The 19,620-nt window shown below is 45.5% G+C and carries 14 protein-coding genes; 5 read left to right on the top strand and 9 right to left on the bottom strand.

Annotated features, from left to right (window positions below):
* Positions 1–116: 116 nt before the first annotated feature.
* From L3Q72_RS21985 to L3Q72_RS21970, 4 genes are all read right to left on the bottom strand, one after another.
* Positions 117–2,279, bottom strand: coding sequence for a cation-translocating P-type ATPase (locus L3Q72_RS21985; protein WP_275132697.1), 2,163 nt, complete (start codon positions 2,277–2,279; stop codon positions 117–119).
* Positions 2,280–2,306: 27 nt separating this feature from the next.
* The gene (locus L3Q72_RS21980) at positions 2,307–2,435 is read right to left on the bottom strand and encodes a hypothetical protein (protein WP_275132696.1); all 129 of its coding nucleotides are present in this window, start codon (positions 2,433–2,435) and stop codon (positions 2,307–2,309) included.
* A gap of 140 nt (positions 2,436–2,575) precedes the next feature.
* Positions 2,576–3,409 carry a class I SAM-dependent methyltransferase gene (locus L3Q72_RS21975; RefSeq protein WP_275132695.1) on the bottom strand — a complete coding sequence of 278 codons (834 nt, stop codon included), beginning with the start codon at positions 3,407–3,409 and terminating at the stop codon, positions 2,576–2,578.
* A 164-nt stretch (positions 3,410–3,573) separates the two neighbouring features.
* The gene (locus tag L3Q72_RS21970; RefSeq protein WP_275132694.1) at positions 3,574–6,153 is read right to left on the bottom strand and encodes a bifunctional aconitate hydratase 2/2-methylisocitrate dehydratase; all 2,580 of its coding nucleotides are present in this window, start codon (positions 6,151–6,153) and stop codon (positions 3,574–3,576) included.
* A 467-nt stretch (positions 6,154–6,620) separates the two neighbouring features.
* On the opposite strand from L3Q72_RS21970, the gene L3Q72_RS21965 reads away from it, so the two are divergent.
* Positions 6,621–6,941 (top strand): hypothetical protein, encoded by a 321-nt coding sequence (locus L3Q72_RS21965; protein ID WP_275132693.1) that lies wholly within the window; start codon positions 6,621–6,623, stop codon positions 6,939–6,941.
* On the opposite strand, the gene L3Q72_RS21960 is transcribed toward L3Q72_RS21965, so the two are convergent.
* Positions 6,938–8,392 (bottom strand): diguanylate cyclase, encoded by a 1,455-nt coding sequence (locus L3Q72_RS21960; protein ID WP_275132692.1) that lies wholly within the window; start codon positions 8,390–8,392, stop codon positions 6,938–6,940. The two genes, L3Q72_RS21965 and L3Q72_RS21960, sit on opposite strands and share 4 nt — an antisense overlap.
* A 69-nt stretch (positions 8,393–8,461) precedes the next feature.
* Positions 8,462–10,051: a sensor histidine kinase gene (locus L3Q72_RS21955; protein ID WP_275132691.1), complete on the bottom strand. Its 1,590-nt coding sequence runs from the start codon at positions 10,049–10,051 to the stop codon at positions 8,462–8,464.
* 345 nt (positions 10,052–10,396) lie between these two features.
* Here L3Q72_RS21955 and L3Q72_RS21950 point away from each other — a divergent pair, with 345 nt between their 5' ends.
* From L3Q72_RS21950 to L3Q72_RS21935, 4 genes are all read left to right on the top strand, one after another.
* A complete protein-coding gene (locus L3Q72_RS21950) occupies positions 10,397–11,386 on the top strand; it encodes a tripartite tricarboxylate transporter substrate binding protein (protein ID WP_275132690.1) in 990 nt (329 codons plus the stop codon).
* 95 nt (positions 11,387–11,481) lie between these two features.
* Entirely contained in the window at positions 11,482–11,958 is a 477-nt protein-coding gene (locus tag L3Q72_RS21945; protein WP_275132689.1) for a tripartite tricarboxylate transporter TctB family protein, read from the top strand.
* Positions 11,959–11,977: 19 nt separating this feature from the next.
* Positions 11,978–13,495, top strand: coding sequence for a tripartite tricarboxylate transporter permease (locus L3Q72_RS21940; RefSeq protein ID WP_275132688.1), 1,518 nt, complete (start codon positions 11,978–11,980; stop codon positions 13,493–13,495).
* Between the two features lie 301 nt (positions 13,496–13,796).
* Complete coding sequence (locus tag L3Q72_RS21935; protein ID WP_275132687.1) at positions 13,797–14,093, top strand: hypothetical protein; 297 nt, start codon at positions 13,797–13,799, stop codon at positions 14,091–14,093.
* Between the two features lie 61 nt (positions 14,094–14,154).
* On the opposite strand, the gene L3Q72_RS21930 is transcribed toward L3Q72_RS21935, so the two are convergent.
* From L3Q72_RS21930 to L3Q72_RS21920, 3 genes are all read right to left on the bottom strand, one after another.
* Positions 14,155–15,414 carry an inorganic phosphate transporter gene (locus L3Q72_RS21930; RefSeq protein WP_275132686.1) on the bottom strand — a complete coding sequence of 420 codons (1,260 nt, stop codon included), beginning with the start codon at positions 15,412–15,414 and terminating at the stop codon, positions 14,155–14,157.
* A gap of 101 nt (positions 15,415–15,515) precedes the next feature.
* Positions 15,516–16,196, bottom strand: coding sequence for a TIGR00153 family protein (locus L3Q72_RS21925; protein ID WP_275132685.1), 681 nt, complete (start codon positions 16,194–16,196; stop codon positions 15,516–15,518).
* A 796-nt stretch (positions 16,197–16,992) separates the two neighbouring features.
* Positions 16,993–19,566 (bottom strand): glycoside hydrolase family 3 protein, encoded by a 2,574-nt coding sequence (locus L3Q72_RS21920; RefSeq protein ID WP_275132684.1) that lies wholly within the window; start codon positions 19,564–19,566, stop codon positions 16,993–16,995.
* Between the last annotated feature and the right edge of the window lie 54 nt (positions 19,567–19,620).

The following is a 19,620-nucleotide window of genomic DNA, read 5'->3' as shown; positions in this document are numbered from 1 at the left end:
GACCACCCTCCAACTGATATCAATTATCATTATCGAATGATATTTTGTAAACAGCCAAGTGGGAATGAAAATCAATTAAATTTAAAAAATATATTCTGGATCAACTTTAACGTTATTTACTCATCCTCGGGCTTAGGCAGAGCTAACAACCTTGTGGAGTTACCTACTACCCCCAGAGAATGGCCAATATGAACCAGCCCTGCAGTAACAGGTGACAGCCAGCCAAGCGCACCAAATACCACTCCGACAATATTAGAACCGGTAGCAATCCAGAAATTCTGATTAGCCACTTGCAGGGTCTTCTGACTTAATGCATATACATTGACCAAACCTGTAAGATCATCCTTAACCAGAGCGATATCGGCAGCTTCTACAGCCACTTCTGAACCGGCTGTACCAAAGGCAACACCAACTTCTGCATGGGTCAGAGCCAAGGCATCATTAATACCATCACCAATCATGATTACCGGTCCGTATTTGCTGGTTTCAGCTTCAATCACCCTGCCTTTATCCTCTGGCATCATGGATGCATGATAGTCATCCATTCCAAGACGACGGGCAATCGCCCTTGCTGTAGGCTCCTCGTCACCGGTGACAAGTACCACCCGCTTGACTCCCAGCCTTCTGAGCTGCTGAATAGTCGCTTTAGTTTCTGGTCTCTCCTGTGCCTCAAAACCTAGCATGCCTTGAAGAACCCTATCCTTATAGACATAAAGCAGAGTCAGGCCACGCTCTTTAAACTCACGGGATTTTGCTTCCAGACCATTTAAAGAGCTCATAGAAATGCCGTAGTGCTGAACCAGTTTGGCATTACCTACCAATATTTCACCTTCTTCCAGCAGGGCTCTCATGCCCATTCCCAAATGATAATCGCACTCCTGATGCGGAATAGGGAATGTGCCATGCAATTTAGCCTCTTCCATAATCGCCTGAGCCAGAGGGTGATGGTTGTGAGTCTCTGCCGAGGCCGCCAGTTGCAATAACTGCTTCTCTGTTACACCCTTGGCCATCGCCGTTTCTGCGAGGCTCGGGCAGGAAGTGGTCAGAGTACCGGTTTTATCAAAAAATACGGTTTCACATTTGCCTACTTCTTCCAGATAGCGGCCGCCCTTAATCAGAATCTGATTTCGGGCTGCTGAGTTCATAGCAGCGCTTACCGCGGTTGAAGCTGCCAGTACCGTAGCACAAGGACAGGCCATAACCAGAAGCACGGTATAAGCCCGCATAATGCTACCGGTAATCAGGTAGGTAAGCGCCGTAGAAGCGACACCCATTTTAAGAACCTTTTCTGCAAGGCGGTCAGCAACACCTTCAATAGGAGCCCGGTTTTCCAGCGCATCTTCTACCTTAGACATAACCCGGGCCAGATAAGTGGTATCACCTACATGCTCTACCCTCACCTGAATAACACCTTCCTGTACGAAGGTTCCGGCAAAAACCTGATCCGCTTCCTGTTTATGCTTAAGTTCCTGATGGCCGGTAATCGGTGCCTCATTGAGCATGGCTTGTCCATGTACAATTGCACCATCTACAGATATCTTTTCTCCGGTATGCAGAACAACGATATCTCCCGGTTTAATCTGAGACACCTCTCGCTCTATTTCGATACCGTTTTCCAGCACAAATGTATGATGAGAAGTGATGTCCAGAATATCTGAAATATGCTTTCTGCTTCTTTCATGAATCCAGGCAGAAAGTGTGTCTGCACCAGAGTTTATCCAAAGAATTTCAAGCGCCGTCATAGCTTCGCCACCAACAAGAGAAGCAACCAGCCCCCCTGCAAGGAAGCTGTCCATATTTGGCCGCCTCTCCTTAAGAGACTTAAGGCCGCGCCAGATGACCGGAAGGCTGAACCCCAGAGTTAATAGACCCAATGGACTGAAAAGTGCCTGAGATACCGTCGCACCCATTATTGATGTACGCACAAATGATCCGGCAGTCAGAGCCGTGATACCGACAAATCGTCTTAACTCCCTGGTTGTTGACGCGTGATCATCCGAACCACATCCGCATTTAGATACCTCAACACAGTTATCCTGAACCAGAGCCGGAGCAGAAATAAATGCCTGAATCTTATCTAAAAGCGTTTGCCTTGCTATGGTTTCCGGATCATAGCGAAGCAGCAAAGACGCACATATAGGATTAACCTTTGTATAAATAACGCCTTCGGTATTTTCAAAGCCAGACTGCAAGCCGGAGCGGAAGGAAGGGTCTTTAATCGCTTCAATCCCAAGCCGTATACGGCCCGGGATTTCGTGCTTAATTATATAATTGCTCATTTAGACATTGTTTCCATTTAATAATAATCAGCCCATCTTTGTACCCAGGGCTTTTGTCCAGGTCATAAGAAGATCCGGATAGTCAATAACACTAGAGCCAATACTCATAGGTAAAGTATAAATCGCATAGTCACGAATCGCCGGAACTTTCATCAAATCCGGGTTCTTTTTTAACTAATGCCTGAGCTTTTTCCAATGCCTTCGTTGGTTTAGCTATCAGACCGGCTGCTTCATTCTGCTTATCTAAAATTTTGCCCATTCTTTCAATAGCAGCATCAGCTCCCTGAGAGAAAGAGTTAGCTGACGGCGCAGTGCACCAGATAGCTGGCTTTTCTGAATTTTGGAAGCAGTTTCATCATGTAGTAGTTTACTGCTCCAGCCCGCTTCCATTCATCAAAGTCTGAATAATAAGTCGTGGACAGAACTCTAAGTTTTGAATGCCATGACTCAACTTCTCTGCTGTCATCCAGAGCCAATTTGAATCTGGCACCTGTATACCTGACAGTGTCATGACGATGAGAGTTATCACTCATCCACTTGCTGGTTGCGTCAAAAATGATTTCACTGTTTTCAAAACGTTCAGCAAGAAGATTAAAAACATCTTTAACCTGCTGATTGTCAAAATACATAAACACCCCTTCAACCAGAAAAAGAAAGGCTGCACCTTGATGCTTCTTTGCAAGCGAGTCCATCCACTCAGTTTCGAACAAAGAGGCCTTAATGCTTGTATCCTGTTCTGTTTTGGGGATCAGCTGTTCTCTGAATTCAATCACTTCCGGCAAGTCCAGATGATAAAAAACGGCGTCCGAGCAAATAGAATCCCGCACCCTTTCATATCTTGCATCTAGTCCGCAGCCAATATTAACGACAACCGAATTCGGATGTTTAGTGACAAAATGAATCACCTTATCATCAAAATATCGAGCTCTGAGAGCACAGCCAATGCAGCTTTTTACCGCCTTGTTGAAGAAAGAAAAATCACAACCCAGCTCTTCCATTAATTTACAGGCAATTGGATCATGAATGATTGCATCCGGATTTTGTGCCTCCCTTGACTTCATATATAAGGGAATGAGCAGAGTTTGAGCAACCTTATCGTCCAGCCCGTAACTATCTAACTTATTATTCATAGCCAACTAACACCTTTCCTGACATTAGAGGTAATGATAATAATTATTATTGCAATTATCTTTAATGATCGAGATCACGCAAAACTGATGAAATAGTACTCAATACCATTAAAAAAATGCCAGTCAGAAGCTGACTGGCATTTGAGTAGAACGGAAACTAATAATTAACCTGCGAGCAAATTAAGCTCTTTGTTATAGATAGGATCCTTGTCAAAGGCCAGGAAGTTATAGATACGCTCTTTGCCTTCTTCAAGCACAGCAACCGCAGACTGATACTCTTCTGCTGTAGGCAGCTTACCTGCGATAGCAGCAATCGTTGCCAGTTCAGCTGAAGCCAGGAATACCTGAGTATTTGTACCAACACGGTTCGGGAAGTTACGCGTAGAGGTTGAAACAACTGTTGTACCTTCTGCTGCGCGAGCCTGGTTACCCATACATAGCGAACATCCCGGCTCTTCTACACGAGCGCCAAAGCGAACGTAAGTGTTGAAGCAGCCTTCCTGACGCAGTTTAGTATCATCCATCTTAGTTGGCGGAGCCAGCCACAGTTTAGATTTTGCAATCTGGTTCTGATCGGCGAGCAGCTTAGCAGTTGCACGGAAGTGGCCAACGTGAGTCATACATGAGCCAACAAAGACTTCATCAATCTCAGTTCCGGTAACTTCAGACAGCAGGCGCGCATCATCAGGGTCATTCGGGCAGCAAAGAATCGGCTCTTTAATTTCGTTAAGGTCGATTTCGATAACTGCGGCATATTCAGCATCTTCGTCCGCTTTAAGAAGCTCAGGATTAGAAAGCCAGGTCTGGATTGCATCGACACGATTCTGAAGCGCGTTGCGATCACCATAACCATTTTCAATCATCCAGTTCAGCAGCGTCACGTTAGACTGCATGTTCTCAATAACCTTCTCTTCTGAAAGAGCAACTGTAGTTGCAGCAGCAGAGCGTTCAGCCGTTGCATCAGTTAGTTCAAATGCTTCATCAGTAGTCAGGTGCTCAAGGCCCTGGATTTCCAGAATACGACCGGAGAACACATTCACTTTGTTGGCTTTTTCCAGAGTCAGTAGTCCCTGCTGCTTAGCAAAATAAGGGATGGCATGTACCAAATCACGCAGAGTGATACCCGGTTGCATTTCACCGCTGAACTTAACCAGAACAGATTCCGGCATATCGATTGGCATTGTGCCCGTTGTTGCTGCGTAAGCCACAAGGCCAGAGCCTGCAGGGAATGAGATACCTACAGGGAAACGGGTATGACTGTCACCACCTGTACCAAGGGTATCCGGAACCAGCATACGGTTCAGCCATGAGTGGATAACACCGTCACCCGGACGAAGTGCAATACCGCCACGGGTATGGAAGAAGCCAGGTAGTGTTGCATGCAGCTTGCTGTCGATAACACGCGGGTATGCAGAAGTGTGACAGAAAGACTGCATCACCAGATCAGCGCTGAACTTGGTACACGCCAGGTCTTTAATCTCATCACGCGTCATGCCACCGGTTGTATCCTGAGAACCAACCGTGGTTACTTTTGGGGTGCAGAAAGTGCCTGGCTTGATACCTTCAACGCCACAGGCTTTACCCACCATTTTCTGAGCCAGCGTAAACGGCCCTTCTGCCACTTCCTGGTTTGACTCCTGCTCAGGCATGTTCAGTGCAGCGCGTACACGCTTAGTCAGAGACTTACCAATCAGATAAGGGATACGGCCACCAGCACGAACCTGATCAAGGATAGAGTCATGCTTCAGGCTAAATGCTGCCAGAGCTTCATCACTGCCGTTACGGCGGATCACACCTTCATACGGGTAGATATCAATCACATCACCGGTTTCAAGCAGAGAGACATCCACTTCAATGGCAAGCGCACCTGAGTCTTCCAGTGTGTTAAAGAAGATAGGCGCAATCTTACCGCCAAGTACAACACCGCCGGCACGCTTGTTTGGAACAAACGGAATATCCTGACCGATATACCAGATCAGCGAGTTTGCTGCAGACTTACGTGAGGAGCCTGTCCCTACAACGTCACCAACAAAACAGATAGGCAGACCTTTTGCTTTTAGTTCATCAATTTGCTTAACCGGACCGGTAACACCCTCTTCATCCGGATGTACACCGTCACGCGGGTTCTTATACATGCTTCTTGCGTGCAGTGGAATATCCGGGCGGGACCAGGCATCAGGAGCCGGAGAGAAGTCATCCGTTGTACTTTCACCTGTTACCTTAAATACCGTCATCGTCAGGCGCTCTGCAACCGGGTCGCTGCCTGCAAACCACTCTTCGCTCGCCCAGCTATCAACGACTTTCTTCGCATTGATATTCTCTTTGGACTTTTCTACCACTTCATCGGCTTTTTCATAAACCAGAATCATGCTTTTCAGTTCATCTGCGGCAACCCAGCCAAGAACGGCATCGTCCAGCAGAGCAATCAGCTTATCTACACAGTAACCACCTACCATGCTGCCAAGCATTTTAGTGGCGTCAAGTGGCGTAATTCCGTTAACAGAAAGCGTATTCTGAGCTATGTCAAAAAGCTTATCCGCTTTTACTTTTGCAGCGTCATCCACGCCAGCCGGAGTCTGATAGGTAAGAAGCTCAACAACGGCATCAATAACACTCTGGTCAGATTCGTTTTCCAGCAAAGCAAAGAAGGCTGTCACTTCTTCAGCGGTAAGAGAAGGCTTTGCGACACCTTGTGCAGCGCGCTCTTCACACTTTTTCAGATATTGTTGGTAAATAGATTTCATGCTCAATGTTCCTGTCTGGATTAATGCCTGTATTTTTATTGTTTTGTTAGCAAAGGAACGTGATTCATAACCGTATGACCGGGCATGAAAAAAAACAGTATGGGTTTTATGAATTTAATCTGTTGGCGAGCATTAATGAGAACAGGAGTGAGAATCAAAATAAGTCACCCAATGTAACTGGTGAAAAAAGTATCAATTTTGAGTTAATGCTCTATCTCCGACATCAACCCGGATAAACCTGATATGCTTAACATGGCATAAATATAATTAACGCAAAAAACAACAAATGGTTGGCTATTTAAAGGTAAATTCGGTTGAAGGGCTATATTACTGATGTAATTCAAAATTCTCCAAAACCACTGATATTTGCATACTGTACTATTCTGCTTCTGCTACTCTCATCCGCGATTGATGGGTGGGTACAGCATTATAAATCCAGGTACAGTACTCAGTCGTTATATGGATGTGTGAACAGAGTTGCTTTCAAACAGAGCAAGGAAGACATTCACGACATTTACATTGTTGACAAATATAACAATGAAGTCAGGCTATCCATCCAGGGAAAAGAGAGAGCGCTTGAGCTGAAAGCACACCAGTTTTACTGCTATGACTTCGATATATACCTCTATGAGCCGCTTATCGTCGGAAACACTGAAAAATACATAGCCAAGGTGAGTGGTATCGAGCAGGAAGAAGCGCTGACTAAACTGCAGTTAGGTGACTTTATCAGCCGCCAGATAGAGATGCATGCGCCTGCCGCAGGTAAACCGAAAGCCAAAAAACACTAACCCATAACCACCCGGTTTCTTCCGCTCTGTTTTGCCTGATAGAGCGCACGGTCTGCCATTTCAAGAAGCTTTTCAAACTCTTTGGCATCCTCACTCAGGGTCGTACACCCGATTGAAACGGAAAATCCAATCGATTTACCGTTATCAATAAATGGCACTTCCCGGACCAGCTTGCAGATCCGGGTGCAGATAGAATGGGCATTTTCATACTCAGTATTGGAAAGCAGAATAGCAAACTCTTCACCACCAATCCGGGCCAGATAATCCCCTTTACGCAGTGAACTCTCACATAAGTTCACAAAATGAATCAGCGCCTTGTCGCCCACTGCGTGACCATAGGTATCATTGATGTTTTTAAAGTGGTCTAAATCCAGCATCGCCAGCGAGAACACCTCTTTGGTTTGCTCATATCGGGCAATATGGTCAGCAAACAGAGACTTAAGTTTCCTGCGGTTAATTATTCCGGTTAACGCATCCGTTGTTGCCTGATGAAGTAAATGCTCTTCTTCCTCTTTGCGTTCAGTGATATCCCAGAAAATGCCGGCGACTACACTGTCTTTCTGAATATTATTGGCAGAAATTTCTACCCAGCTATAGCCACCATCATTTCTGATGACTTTCAGATCACCGCGGAACTTTTTATTCCGGCCACGGACAAAAAGACGCGCGCTACGCAGGAACGCTTTCCTGTGATCTGGATGGATTCTTCTTAGCCACTCACGCAAAGTAAAGTGAAATGTGCGGGTTGTTTCTGATACCCCGGTCAGTATCTCAGATGTGCACCAAAGGTGTCCCCTGCGGATATCCAGCTCCCAACTGCTGCAGGCTCTGTTCTCTTTCAGGATCTCTAACTGGTTGCTTTTGGCATTTAGCGAATCACGGGTAACTGCGCTGGAGATAAAATAGCTTGCCGTTCTCAGCAAGGTAATCTCTCTGGCGGACCATTCGTATTCGCGTTCGCAATCATCCAGACCAAGAATGCCCCACCATTTGTTTTCAACAATAATAGGGATGGTCAGCATAGATAAGATTTTCTGATCAGCAAGAAAGGTTTTTAACCAGCACTCAGGAAGCTGGCTAATCACCATATGCTGGTATTCGCCCCTTTTGCGGCTTTCTATCACCGCCGCATATTCCGGTTCATCAAGGCTGGATTTAAAATAATTAAGCTGTGGCAGGCCAATCTGTACGTACTTCTCTTCCGCCGCCCACTCGAAAACATAATCCTGAAGGATATAGTCATCGGTCAGCTCCAGTGTCTGAAAAACCCACACTCTGCTGACTTTTGTTGCTTTGCCCACTTCTTCCAGCAGACTATTAATGCTTTCCAGCCAGCCCTTCCCGGTCACAAGATCCTGTGCACTTTTCAGAACTGCCGCCAGAATATCATTGCTCAGACTGAGGGAGTCACTCCCATCCAGCCGGTCTAAACTTCCTGTTTTAATTGCCATCCAAGGTAAAACGCTGCTAATCCTAATAATAAGCTCAGAATAACTTCTGAGCAGTACCTTATCAGTTTACTAAATTGCACCTGAGTCTGGTATATAAATATTGAACAGAGCCCCGCCCAGCTCAGACTCTTCTACAATAATAGTCCCGCCAGCCTGAGTCACTATAGTATCAATCAGACTCAGCCCTACCCCATGATTAGGTTCGCTTTTATTGGTATAGCCGCGCTTAAAGATCTTATCCACATCCGCATCTTTAATCCCGTCACCGCTGTCTTCTACTTCAATAATCAGATCCTTGCCCTGATGAATGTGCAGACGCACTCTGCGCTCGTTACTGTCAGAGCGGACTATTGCCTCAAACGCATTGTTAATAAGGTTGCCCACAATACAGGTCAGCTTGTTTTCAGTTATTGGCAACTGATCATTCTGGATACTGCTCATGGGATCAATTTCAAGTATCACACCCAACTCTTTCGCCCGGGAGATCTTACTCAGCACCAGAGCAACCAGAGTCGGGATATTAAAGGCTTTGGATACCGTATAGATATCACTCTGCTTACTTTTATGCTCCGACTGAATAAAGTCCATGGCCTTTTCATAACGCTCCATCTGCAAAAGACCGTAGATAATCGCCATCTGGTTGTTGAATTCATGAATAATGGCACGAAGGTTTTCTTTATCCTGAATCACCGCATTAATGGTTTGTTCAAGCTCTTCTTTCTCACGGCGGATACGGAAGCTGATCACAGCTCCGGTTTTATTTCCCCGGTCATCAAGCATAAAAGAACGGTTTGCCAGCAGGGTTTCACCGTTACAGGTCACAAGCTGGTCGGTCACTTCTTTATCGTTGGCTGACTCAAAGAAATCTGTGGGATAGAGATAGTCCGCAATATGAGAACCATGCACCTGCTCCCGCTCATCGGCAAAATGCAGAGCTTTCAGGGCGGAGTCGTTGATCACCATAATCTCATTCTTACTGTCTACGGCAATAACGCCCTCGTACACAGAGTTCAGAATACCCTGACGTAACTTCAGCGCCATTTCAATCTGTTGTGGCGACTGTCCCTGCATCTTTCTGCGGATATAGCCGGTAAAGCTCTGGTTGAAGAAAAACAGACCAAACAATATTGCAAAAGAGAGTAAGAGCGTCAGATGAAAGCGGTCTGAGACCTTACTCAGCACTTCATCATAATTAAGGCCGGTTGAAATAATCCCCACAAACTCATTGTTGTAATACACAGGAACGCGGGCTTTGATCAGTAGCTTGCCTTCAATACCGGTACTAATGGAAGTCACATCATTGCCGGCTCCGATGCTTTCAATATCGGCTTCAACCAGTTTTTTACCTATGCCCCGCCCCTCACTGTGATACAGACGAACCATTTCAGGGGTTGAAACCGAAACATAATCAATATTTGGCGGAATATTGTAGTTCTTCATTAACCGCTTAATACCTGCACCATCTTCTTCGCTCAGGGCATATTGCAGGTTCCGGTTTGATGCAATCAGGCGGGACTGAGTTAAAGCCAGGCTCTCCATACTCTCCACCCGCACGGAGTTGATGTTCTCATAAAGCAGATATTCAAAGGCGAAAACGATAAATAGCGTCACCGTGGACATCACAATGAAAATACGATGGAAAAAAGAAATTTGCTTCAAAACACTTCCCGCCTGACTATTACTCAATTCAATAACCGGGAAATCTGAATATCATTTTCCCCGGAAAACAAAATAAGCTTATCCTAATTTTTCCTGAGTTAAAATATGCATTGAAATTTAAATAACGCATTTAAATTTAGACACTAAACCCTTGAATAACAAGATGTTAAGCAAAGTCAATCCACTTCCGCCCCATTTAAATCCATTAAAACCATAGTGTCTATTGTGTCTCGATTCTAAATTCGATGTCATCACACTACAGACCGGCAGTTATAAATATTATTACCCTCAGATTCAGAATTGATTGAGTCGAATTCTAAAAAGTTAATTTGAGGATGTAACGATATGAAGAAAGTAATTGCCCTATCAAGCGTTGCAGCAGCTCTTGTACTGGCAGGATGTGGACCAGACAACAAAGCGGCGCAAAACACTGCGGCTTACCCTGAAAAACCAATCGAAATGATCATTCCTTTCGGTGAAGGCGGTGCAAGTGATACGTTCGCACGTAAGTTCGCTGAGCTTATGGCAAGCGATATGCCACAGCCAATTCAGGCAGTAAACAAGAAAGGTAGTAGTGGTCTTGTGGGCATGGTTTACGCGGCACAGAAGCCAAACGATGGCTACACACTGCTGGAAGTAACACCTTCAATGGTTATCGCTGACGCACTTGAAGTAAGTGACGCGGTTAAGTTCATGCGTGACTTTGAGCCTCTTGCACGTATCCAGTCTGATATCTACGTCCTTTGTCTACCGGGCGAGAGTAAGTTCAACTCATTCGAAGAGCTGGTTGAATACGGTAAAAACAACCCTGTTACATTCGGTGGCGTGAGCCCGGGTGGTCTGGATGACCTTACTCTGAACTCACTGGCAGCAGAAACTGGTGTAAACATCAAGTTCATCCCATACAAGTCTGGTTCAGAAGTTAAAGCTGCGGTACTTGGCGGTGAAGTTGATATCTATCTGGACAAGATCGTATCTGCGGTTAACTACATCAAAGACGGCAAGGTTAAGCCAGTAGTTGTACTTAACGAAGAGCGCATCACTAAGATTGACGTATTTAAAGACGTACCAACAACGAAAGAACTTGGCTACGACGTAACAATCGGTTCATGGCGTGGTTTCGTTGTTAAGAACGGTACTCCACCAGAAGTTAAGAAGTACCTGATCGACAAGATGAAGACAGCTTACAACACTCAGGAATACAAAGACTTTGCTGAGCTAAACCTTGTAAACATCCGTCCGGGTTACCTTGAAGCAGAAGGCTTCTACCAGCAGTGGGAATCTGAGTACCAGAAGTTTGACGCAGTAGCTAAGAAAGTTGGCCTGAAGAAGTAATCAGAATCATACCGTTAATTCACTTAGCGGTGAATTAACGGTTTTTTCATAGATAAATCGCTTTATGAAATTCAAATTAAGCGGAGTTAAGTAAAATGGGCGAAATAATTTTTCACGTATTTCTATTAGCAGTAATGGGAATATTTTTTAATGAATCACTGGATATTAATACGGCACGTATGACTGACCCTATCGGTCCTGCTGGTTTCCCGCAGGCAGTTATCATTTTGGCTGTGCTGTTATTAATTCCTTCTCTTTTCAAAGCTTTCAAAAAGTACAAAGAAAGTGGTTCAAAAGGTGGCAAGATTCAAGAGCTGGATCCTGGATTCCTTTCTCTGTTAGCAATCATTGTTGTATTTGTACTTTGCATTGATTATGTAGGCTTCTGGTTTGGTGCAGTGGTTATCATTTCATCTGTAATGTTTATTCTGAATGAAAGACAACCAAAGAAACTGGTTCTTACTACTGTAATTGCTTCACTGGCATTTACCTTCGTGTTCGGCAACATCCTTAGTATCCCGCTACCACGCGGTTACGGTCTGTTCGAAACTATCAGCTACCTGCTCTACTAAGTTATTCTGGAGTTAAACAATGGATATGAGTCTATTAGTTGAAGCACTATCGGTAGTGTTTCAACCAACCAACTTCGCCCTGATTATTATGGGCATGTGTCTGGGGGTTTGCTTCGGCACACTACCTGGCATCAGTTCTTCAATGGGTATCGTACTGATGATCCCATTCACATACTACATGGGCATCAACGCTTCTATCATCATGCTGGTAGCGGTATATGCCGGTTCTGCATACGGTGGTTCGATTACAGCGATACTGTTTAACACCCCGGGTACAGCGGAGTCCGTAGCAACCACGTTCGACGGTTACCCTATGTCTCAGCAGGGTAAAGCGGGTCGTGCACTTGGTCTGGCTATGTCTGGTTCTTCTTTCGGTGGTATCTTCTCGGTATGCATCATGGTGCTTCTTGCACCGGCGCTATCTAAGATCGCACTTGAGATCCAGAGCCCTGAATACTTTGCTCTTACTCTTTTAGGTATGGCATGTATCTCATCTGTTGGTTCTAAGAACCTGGGTAAAGCGCTGGCAACCGGTCTTATCGGTATCCTGATTGCGATGATTGGTATGGACCCAATGACAGGTGTATCTCGTCTGACATTCGGCCAACTGAACTTCCTGAACGGTATCGAGTACATCCCAATCATGATCGGTGCTTTTGCAATGGCAGAAGTATTCAAGCAGGTTATTGGCCGTGCTAGCCGTGATGATTCAACGACTGGTGACACCGGCAGCGTTTCTATGGAAACTATCAGCCTGAAAGAGTTCTTCAAGTACAAAGCGACGGTTATCAAGTCTGCGGTAATCGGTACTTGTGTTGGTATCCTTCCAGGTACAGGCGGCTCTATCGCATCTATCGTAAGTTACGGTGAAGCGGCTCGTTCAAGCAAAGACAAAGCAAAATTCGGTAAAGGCGCAGAAGAAGGCGTACTGGCTCCTGAAACAGCGAACAACGCTGCAGGTGGTGGTGCAATGATTCCTACGCTGGTACTGGGTATCCCTGGTTCACCAACAACTGCGATCATCCTTGCTGCTCTTGTACTTCAGGGTCTGCAACCTGGTCCACAGCTGATGACTGAACAGCCACTACTACTTTACTGCATCTTCTTCTCAATGCTGATTGCAAGTATCGTTGTATTCTTCAGTGGTCGTTTCGCGGTTAAAGCATTCGCAGCAGTACTGAAGCTACCATACGGTCTGATTGCTCCAATGATTGTTATGTTCTCTATCATAGGTGCATACGCTCGCTCTAACGATATGTTCCAGATTTGGGTTATGCTGACTTTCGGTATCCTGGGCTACTACTTCAAGAAGTATAAGTTCTCATCAGCATCTCTTATCCTTGGTATCGTACTGGGTAACATGATGGAAGAGAGCTTCCGTCGTCAGCTGCTAATCTCTGACGGTAACTACCTGTCATTCTTCGAGCGTCCAATCACTGTGATTATCTTTATCGCGGTAGCGGCAGTAGTATTCTGGCCAATGATTGGTAACAAGCTACAGAAGATGAAAGAAGACAAAAAAGCTGCAGCAGCTTAATTGACTAGCTAAATAGCTTAAATCGATAAAGCCATCACCGGATTCGGTGGTGGCTTTTTTTATTTCCTTAGGAGGTTATTTATAGATTTATACTTTATAACAAGTGAAGCTTCACAAACAAAAAACACAACATCTAGTGCTTTTATAGAAAGTAAACTACCATTTAAAGTAGAACGCTCCTTAATTGCAGGAACGGAAAAGTAAGTGATGGAAGCTGGTTATACCAATACCAGTCATTAGCTGTCCAGTGATTGCGCGGATTGGTATTAGAGATAATGGACTGTATTACGAGGTGAAGATCATGACTGAGCAAGAACAAATAAAACGCTTAAGAGAAGACTTACAAGCCTGCGCCAACTACCTCCACAAACCTGTCACTCTACCTTCAATGGTTAAAGTGCGCTGCGAACGTAATCTGAGAAATCTGCACAGCATGCTTGAAACCGCAGATGCAAACAATGAGAGCCTAAGTGCCGGATACATCAGAAAAATACTGGCTGAGCTTGAGAAGGGTGATGTTGCTGAACCTGAGAAGCAAAGAGCGGTGATTGAAAACACCATAGGTTTACTAAGAGAGCGACCAAATAGAGCCGCCTGATGCTCTGGATCCTCGTTCCCACGCTCCGGCGTGGGAATGAGAGTGCCGCATTTCTTATCTTTTAGATAAATATCATTTCAAGAATATAGAAGAAAATCACCGCCAGAATTGCACCGGCAGGAAGCGTGACAACCCATGAAACAACGATATTTCTAACCACACCAAGGTTCAGAGCGGCAATACCTCTTGCAAAACCAACACCTAATACTGCACCAACAAGCGTCTGAGTGGTGGAGATTGGAAGGCCGGTACCAGAAGCGATAACTACTGTAGACGCAGTTGCAAGCTGAGCAGCAAAGCCCCGGCTGGGAGTAAGTTCTGTGATACCTGTACCCACTGTTGCCATTACCTTGTGTCCCATAGTGGCAAGACCGACTACGATACCAAAGCCACCAAGCGGCAGAATCCACCATGCAATCTGGCTCTTCGCGGTAATTTCACCCATATGCTCAATAGTAGAAGCAATCGCAGACAGCGGACCGATAGCATTGGCAACATCGTTCGAACCGTGAGCAAAAGCCATCGCACATGCGGTGATCACCATTAGCGTACTGAAGATCTTTTCAACACCGGCAAAGCTGTGGTCTTCCTGACTTTTTGCAAACTTTTTGTTGATGTAGATATAACCACCAACCATAACCAGGGCAGACACGCAGATTGCCCACCCCCAGGCTTCAAAGCCGGTAATATGCAGGCCGATATGCTTCAGGCCTTTCTTGATCGTTACCAGAGCAATAACCAGAGTAGTAAGGAACATATAGACAGGAACAAAACGCTTAGCATTAACAAGCGGAGTTTCGGTATTAAAGATAAGTCTCTGTGCGCTGACAAAAATGTAGTAGGCGATAATACCTGAAATCAGCGGCGTAATAATCCAGCTTCCGACGATACCCTGAACGGATTTCCAGTCCACCGCTTCTGAACCAACAGAAACCAGCGAGAAACCAATGATTGCACCGATAATGGAGTGGGTCGTTGATACCGGCCACCCCTTAAATGATGCCAGCAGCAGCCATGTACCGGCCGCCAGAAGCGCCGACATCATGCCAAAAACAAGAACGTCAGGCTGGCTGACAAACAGCGAGGTATCAATAACCCCTTTACGAATCGTATCTGTCACTTCGCCGCCTGCAAGGTAGGCACCGGCGAATTCAAAAATCATCGCAATAAAGATGGCCTGTTTTACCGTTAGTGCTTTAGAACCAACCGAGGTTCCCATTGCATTGGCAACATCATTTGCGCCAATACCAATAGCCATTAAAAAGCCGAAAAATGCAGCGATAATTATCAGGACAGTGCCATAGTTAGCAAGGATATCCATTGTTATACCTTAATAAAGAAAAACACAAAGACAGAAGAGCCCGTGCCTGAAGACACAAGCAATGCTCTCCTGAATATTGATTAAATCAATGACAATGCTCTTTACGAGCGTGACAGCATCAGCTCTAAGCGGGTGCCCACACGAAGAGCCTGATCAGCAATAGCACCAACCCATTCAAGGATCTTGTACATAAAGATGACATCAATCGGGTTGTAGTCATTTTCAACGGCCATCAGTTTCTGGCGCAATTGAACCTGCATTAAATCCGTATCGTCTTCTATCAGATCAAGCTGATGAATCATGTCAGTTACCAGGTTGACTTCGCGTCCTTTAAACCCGGTTTCCAGCAACTCATCAAATTCAGCAATCACTTTATGAGCCAGGTTGGCCGAGTCGATGCAACGCTTAAGGTAAGCAATAAAATTATCGTTGATACTATCGGGAAATGTCAGTTTGCGCCCTATAGCGCGACCTGCGATATCTTTGGCGAGGTTAGCAAGCTTATCCTGCTGGGTAACAAGTTCCAGCATATCTGTCCTGTCGACAGGCATAAACAAGCCACTTGGCAGTTTCAGGCGTATTTCGCGCTTAAATTCATCCGCTTCTTTCTCTAGCTCTGAAATTCGCACACGAATAGTTTCAGCTTTGTCCCAGTCACCCTGATGGCAAGTTTCAAAAAACTCAACAAGATGAGAGCAACATTCATCTACAACAGCAGCATGCTTTTGCAGAGGTTTAATTGGGGATTTAGCAAACAACCCCATGATGGTATTAACTGGCATAATAAATACTCAAAAATAACCGCTCATTAAATAAACATAGTCTATGTTTGGTGAGCTTTTAAGGAGCGCATGTTAACCTAAGACATTGGCGAATAAAACTGATTTAGATCATATGGTCTGGCTAATTTTAAGCTTTTATTACAGTGGGACCTGGCAAGCAAAGTTCAGAAGCAAGAAAAGGAAGCTCACTCCATATGCCCGAAATAGCATTTAGGAAAACCGACCATCAGTTTGTGCGAGATCTCTTACAAACCTGTAAGCCAATGTAGCTTCGATGTATATCAATTTGTTACATAAATGTAACTACAACTATAAATATCAATCAGTTAGTAAATTTCGGTTATTATTTATTCAGAAATAATCTGTTACACCCACCTTGCTGAAATTGTCTGTATGAGTAATATTTAACTTGTCAGCAGGACGCAGACACAGGAACAGGAAAGCACCAAGGATTGGTTATCTTCAGGAAGAAGATTCGGTTATTCAGGATGAGTAATCGGCAAGGAAAGCGAACTGGGACACCTCAGGAAGAGGCAGGGACTGAACATCAGGATGATGTAAGGGACACCGCTCAAGGAACAAGTGAAGTGCGCTAACGAGGATTGTTAGCCGATCAGGATAAGATCAAGGACACCGCTAGGAAGGCGAAGAAAGGATTAAGCTGCAGGATACAGCACACTATCATGGATTAGATGCATGGAGCACACTTAGTAGCCGGATTGCTGCGAGTAAGACTATAGCCCCGTTACGGATGTAACGGGGCTTTTCTTTTGTCCGTTTTATGCTAATGCACCAACTACTTGGTATCCCATCGGATATTAGCAATAACCGCCTGCAACCCACCTCCGGTAAACAGCATAAATGGCGTATCCAGATAGCGCAGGTCCACTGCCTTCGCAGTAAATTCGGAGCATGGAACCGTAACGGTAACAAACTCATCTCCGGCACTATTTAACTGTCCGCTGATATCAACCTTTGGCATATCCGCCACTGAGTCGTATTCAGTGATTTTCTGCAAAGAGACATACACAGCTTCAGTCGGCGCCTTTATCACCTTCATATCAAAAGCAATAAAGCCATTTTCATTACCATAGTGGCTAAGATCATCCAGCGTACCGTCACTTGGCTGAACATAGACACATGCCGTTTCTTTGATAATCAGTTCAACAGCATCCTGCTGCTGCTGGTAGTTGTACGGCTTGGTTTCCAGTGAATCCAGGATCATCGCGTTGTTACGGGATACATCTACCCCCATCCAGTGCTCAATATCCGCCACTTTAAGCTGGTAGTCACCAACTGTCGCATTAATTCCGTACATATGTGTCGCATGTGTTGCAGCGTCTTTACCTTGCATATCATCGATGTCCAGTGGCAGATTATCCAGATCCTCCTGCTGAACCTTGTCGCTATAGTTCAGACCATAGCCGTAAGCGAACAGCGGTTTATGCTCACCGGTTGGATCCAACTCATGCTCAGGCAGAACGTATTCCGGAATATGAGCCGGAGTCCGGTTAACCGTAGCGCTGCGTTTTTTGTTCGGCCAGCTATAGGAAAGCACGCCTGTAAAATCAAACCTTGGCTTACCCTGCTTATCACCAATCAGCACATCAGTAATCCCCTCACCTTCACTGCCCGGCAGGAAAGCTGCCACAAAGGCATCGGATTTAGCAATCTCTTCATTCAGATAAAGCGGACGGCCACTGAAGAATACCGAAACTACCTTCACTCCCGCTTTATGCAGAGTACGGATTTTCTCTACGTCAGCCTTATAACTACGTTTTAGTGAAGCAAATTCCAGCGTCTGCCAGGCTTTAATATCGCCCATCATTTCAGCGTATGGATCTTCACCAAACACTACAACCGCGATATCGCCTTGTGAAAACTCACCTTCCAGCTTAGGGTCAAAACGTACATTCTCTTTGCCTAATTCAGATTCCAGCGCCATCTTAACTGTGGTTGCACCAGGGAAGTCCTCAAGGCAGTTTTCATCTCCCTGCCAGGTCAGGTTCCAGCCACCAGCCTGCTTGGTTAAATCATCCGCTGCACTGCCGGTCAGAATCACTTTCTGGTCAGCCTTTAATGGCAAAATCCCTTGTTTGTTTTTAAGCAGCACCAAAGATTTACGTACCGCTTCACGGGCGATTTCCCTGTGCTCTGCTTTACCCACAAGAGACTGATTCCCTGCCAGTGCACGTTCCGATGGACGCGGCTTTTCCCACAGACCTGCACGCATTTTCACCCGCAGTATTCGCGTTACCGCATCATCAATACGTTCCATCGGAATAATTCCGGCCTGGATATCTTCCAGCGTTTTCTTATAAACCGCTGTCCAGTGTTTATTTACCGGAACCATAAGCACATCGTTACCTGCATTAATGGCATAACTTGCATCACCGTCACTACACTTGCTCACTTCAGAGTGGCCGTGCCAGTCAGTCACTATCAGACCATCAAATTGCATCTTTTCTTTAAGCACATTAGTTAGCAGGTACTTACTACCGTGAATCTTGCAGTTATAAGTACCTTCTGTTTCCGGACTGTGATCATAGTTAGCAGTATCGTCCCAGCTGTTAAATGAAGACATCACCACCTGAGCACCAGCTTCAAGTCCGCTGAAATAACCCATCGCATGGATATTACGCAGCAGCTCTTCGCTATAGCCGTTAACACCACGGTCGACACCGGCATGAGTGCCACCATCACCAACCCAGTGCTTAACATTGGAAATCACATGGTGTTCACCTTTAAGCTCTTCCTGTGTTCCCTGAAGCCCCTTCACCATCTCACGGGCATAGGTATATACAATCTCTGGATCTTCTGAGTACCCCTCATAAACACGGCCCCAACGCAGATCTCGTGGCGTTGCCACCGTTGGCGCAAAAGTCCAGTCCAGGCCGGTGGCTGCAATCTCAATCGCAGTAATACGGCCGATATTGCGGATAAGCTCAGGATCCCGTGCGCAACCCAGACCAATATTGTGAGGAAAGACTGTGGCGCTAAATACGTTATTGTGGCCATGAACCGCATCGGTTGCCCACATAAAAGGAATACGAAACGGTCTGTCTTTAAACATCTCTTCGGTTGCCAGCCAGAACTCATCAGCCTTCTCAACCCAGTCCTTCGCACCGGCGCGCTTGTTCTCATTGGGCCAGGCTCCGCCGCCGTTTAAGATGGAGCCAACTTTGCAGTCCATCATCTCCTGTACGGAAATGCCGCGCAGATCAGGCTGAATCATCTGACCAACCTTCTCTTCAACCGTCATCATGCTGACGATACCGGCAACCTTTTTCTCTATTACCGGATCTTTTTTGATTGCCGAATCAATCTGTGGCCAGTCGGCAAAGTAGGGAGTATTGAAATTCGTAGTCATTATTCTTTCCATCATCAGGCAATATCTCAGTTAACAAATATCTTACGGTCAAAC

This window comes from Vibrio sp. JC009, from assembly GCF_029016485.1.
Lineage (GTDB): Bacteria > Pseudomonadota > Gammaproteobacteria > Enterobacterales > Vibrionaceae > Vibrio.
Note: the sequence above shows the minus strand (reverse complement) of the source record. Positions and strands in the feature narration are given on the sequence as shown.

Excerpts from the sequence above, each read along its gene's own strand:
- L3Q72_RS21985 (WP_275132697.1), bottom strand. The coding sequence starts at position 2,279 with ATGAGCAATTATATAATTAAGCACGAAATCCCGGGCCGTATACGGCTT.
- L3Q72_RS21920 (WP_275132684.1), bottom strand. The coding sequence starts at position 19,566 with ATGACTACGAATTTCAATACTCCCTACTTTGCCGACTGGCCACAGATT.
- L3Q72_RS21950 (WP_275132690.1), top strand. The coding sequence starts at position 10,397 with ATGAAGAAAGTAATTGCCCTATCAAGCGTTGCAGCAGCTCTTGTACTG.
- L3Q72_RS21925 (WP_275132685.1), bottom strand. The coding sequence starts at position 16,196 with ATGCCAGTTAATACCATCATGGGGTTGTTTGCTAAATCCCCAATTAAA.
- L3Q72_RS21975 (WP_275132695.1), bottom strand. The coding sequence starts at position 3,409 with ATGAATAATAAGTTAGATAGTTACGGGCTGGACGATAAGGTTGCTCAA.
- L3Q72_RS21970 (WP_275132694.1), bottom strand. The coding sequence starts at position 6,153 with ATGAAATCTATTTACCAACAATATCTGAAAAAGTGTGAAGAGCGCGCT.
- L3Q72_RS21935 (WP_275132687.1), top strand. The coding sequence starts at position 13,797 with ATGACTGAGCAAGAACAAATAAAACGCTTAAGAGAAGACTTACAAGCC.
- L3Q72_RS21960 (WP_275132692.1), bottom strand. The coding sequence starts at position 8,392 with ATGGCAATTAAAACAGGAAGTTTAGACCGGCTGGATGGGAGTGACTCC.
- L3Q72_RS21945 (WP_275132689.1), top strand. The coding sequence starts at position 11,482 with ATGGGCGAAATAATTTTTCACGTATTTCTATTAGCAGTAATGGGAATA.
- L3Q72_RS21930 (WP_275132686.1), bottom strand. The coding sequence starts at position 15,414 with ATGGATATCCTTGCTAACTATGGCACTGTCCTGATAATTATCGCTGCA.
- L3Q72_RS21940 (WP_275132688.1), top strand. The coding sequence starts at position 11,978 with ATGGATATGAGTCTATTAGTTGAAGCACTATCGGTAGTGTTTCAACCA.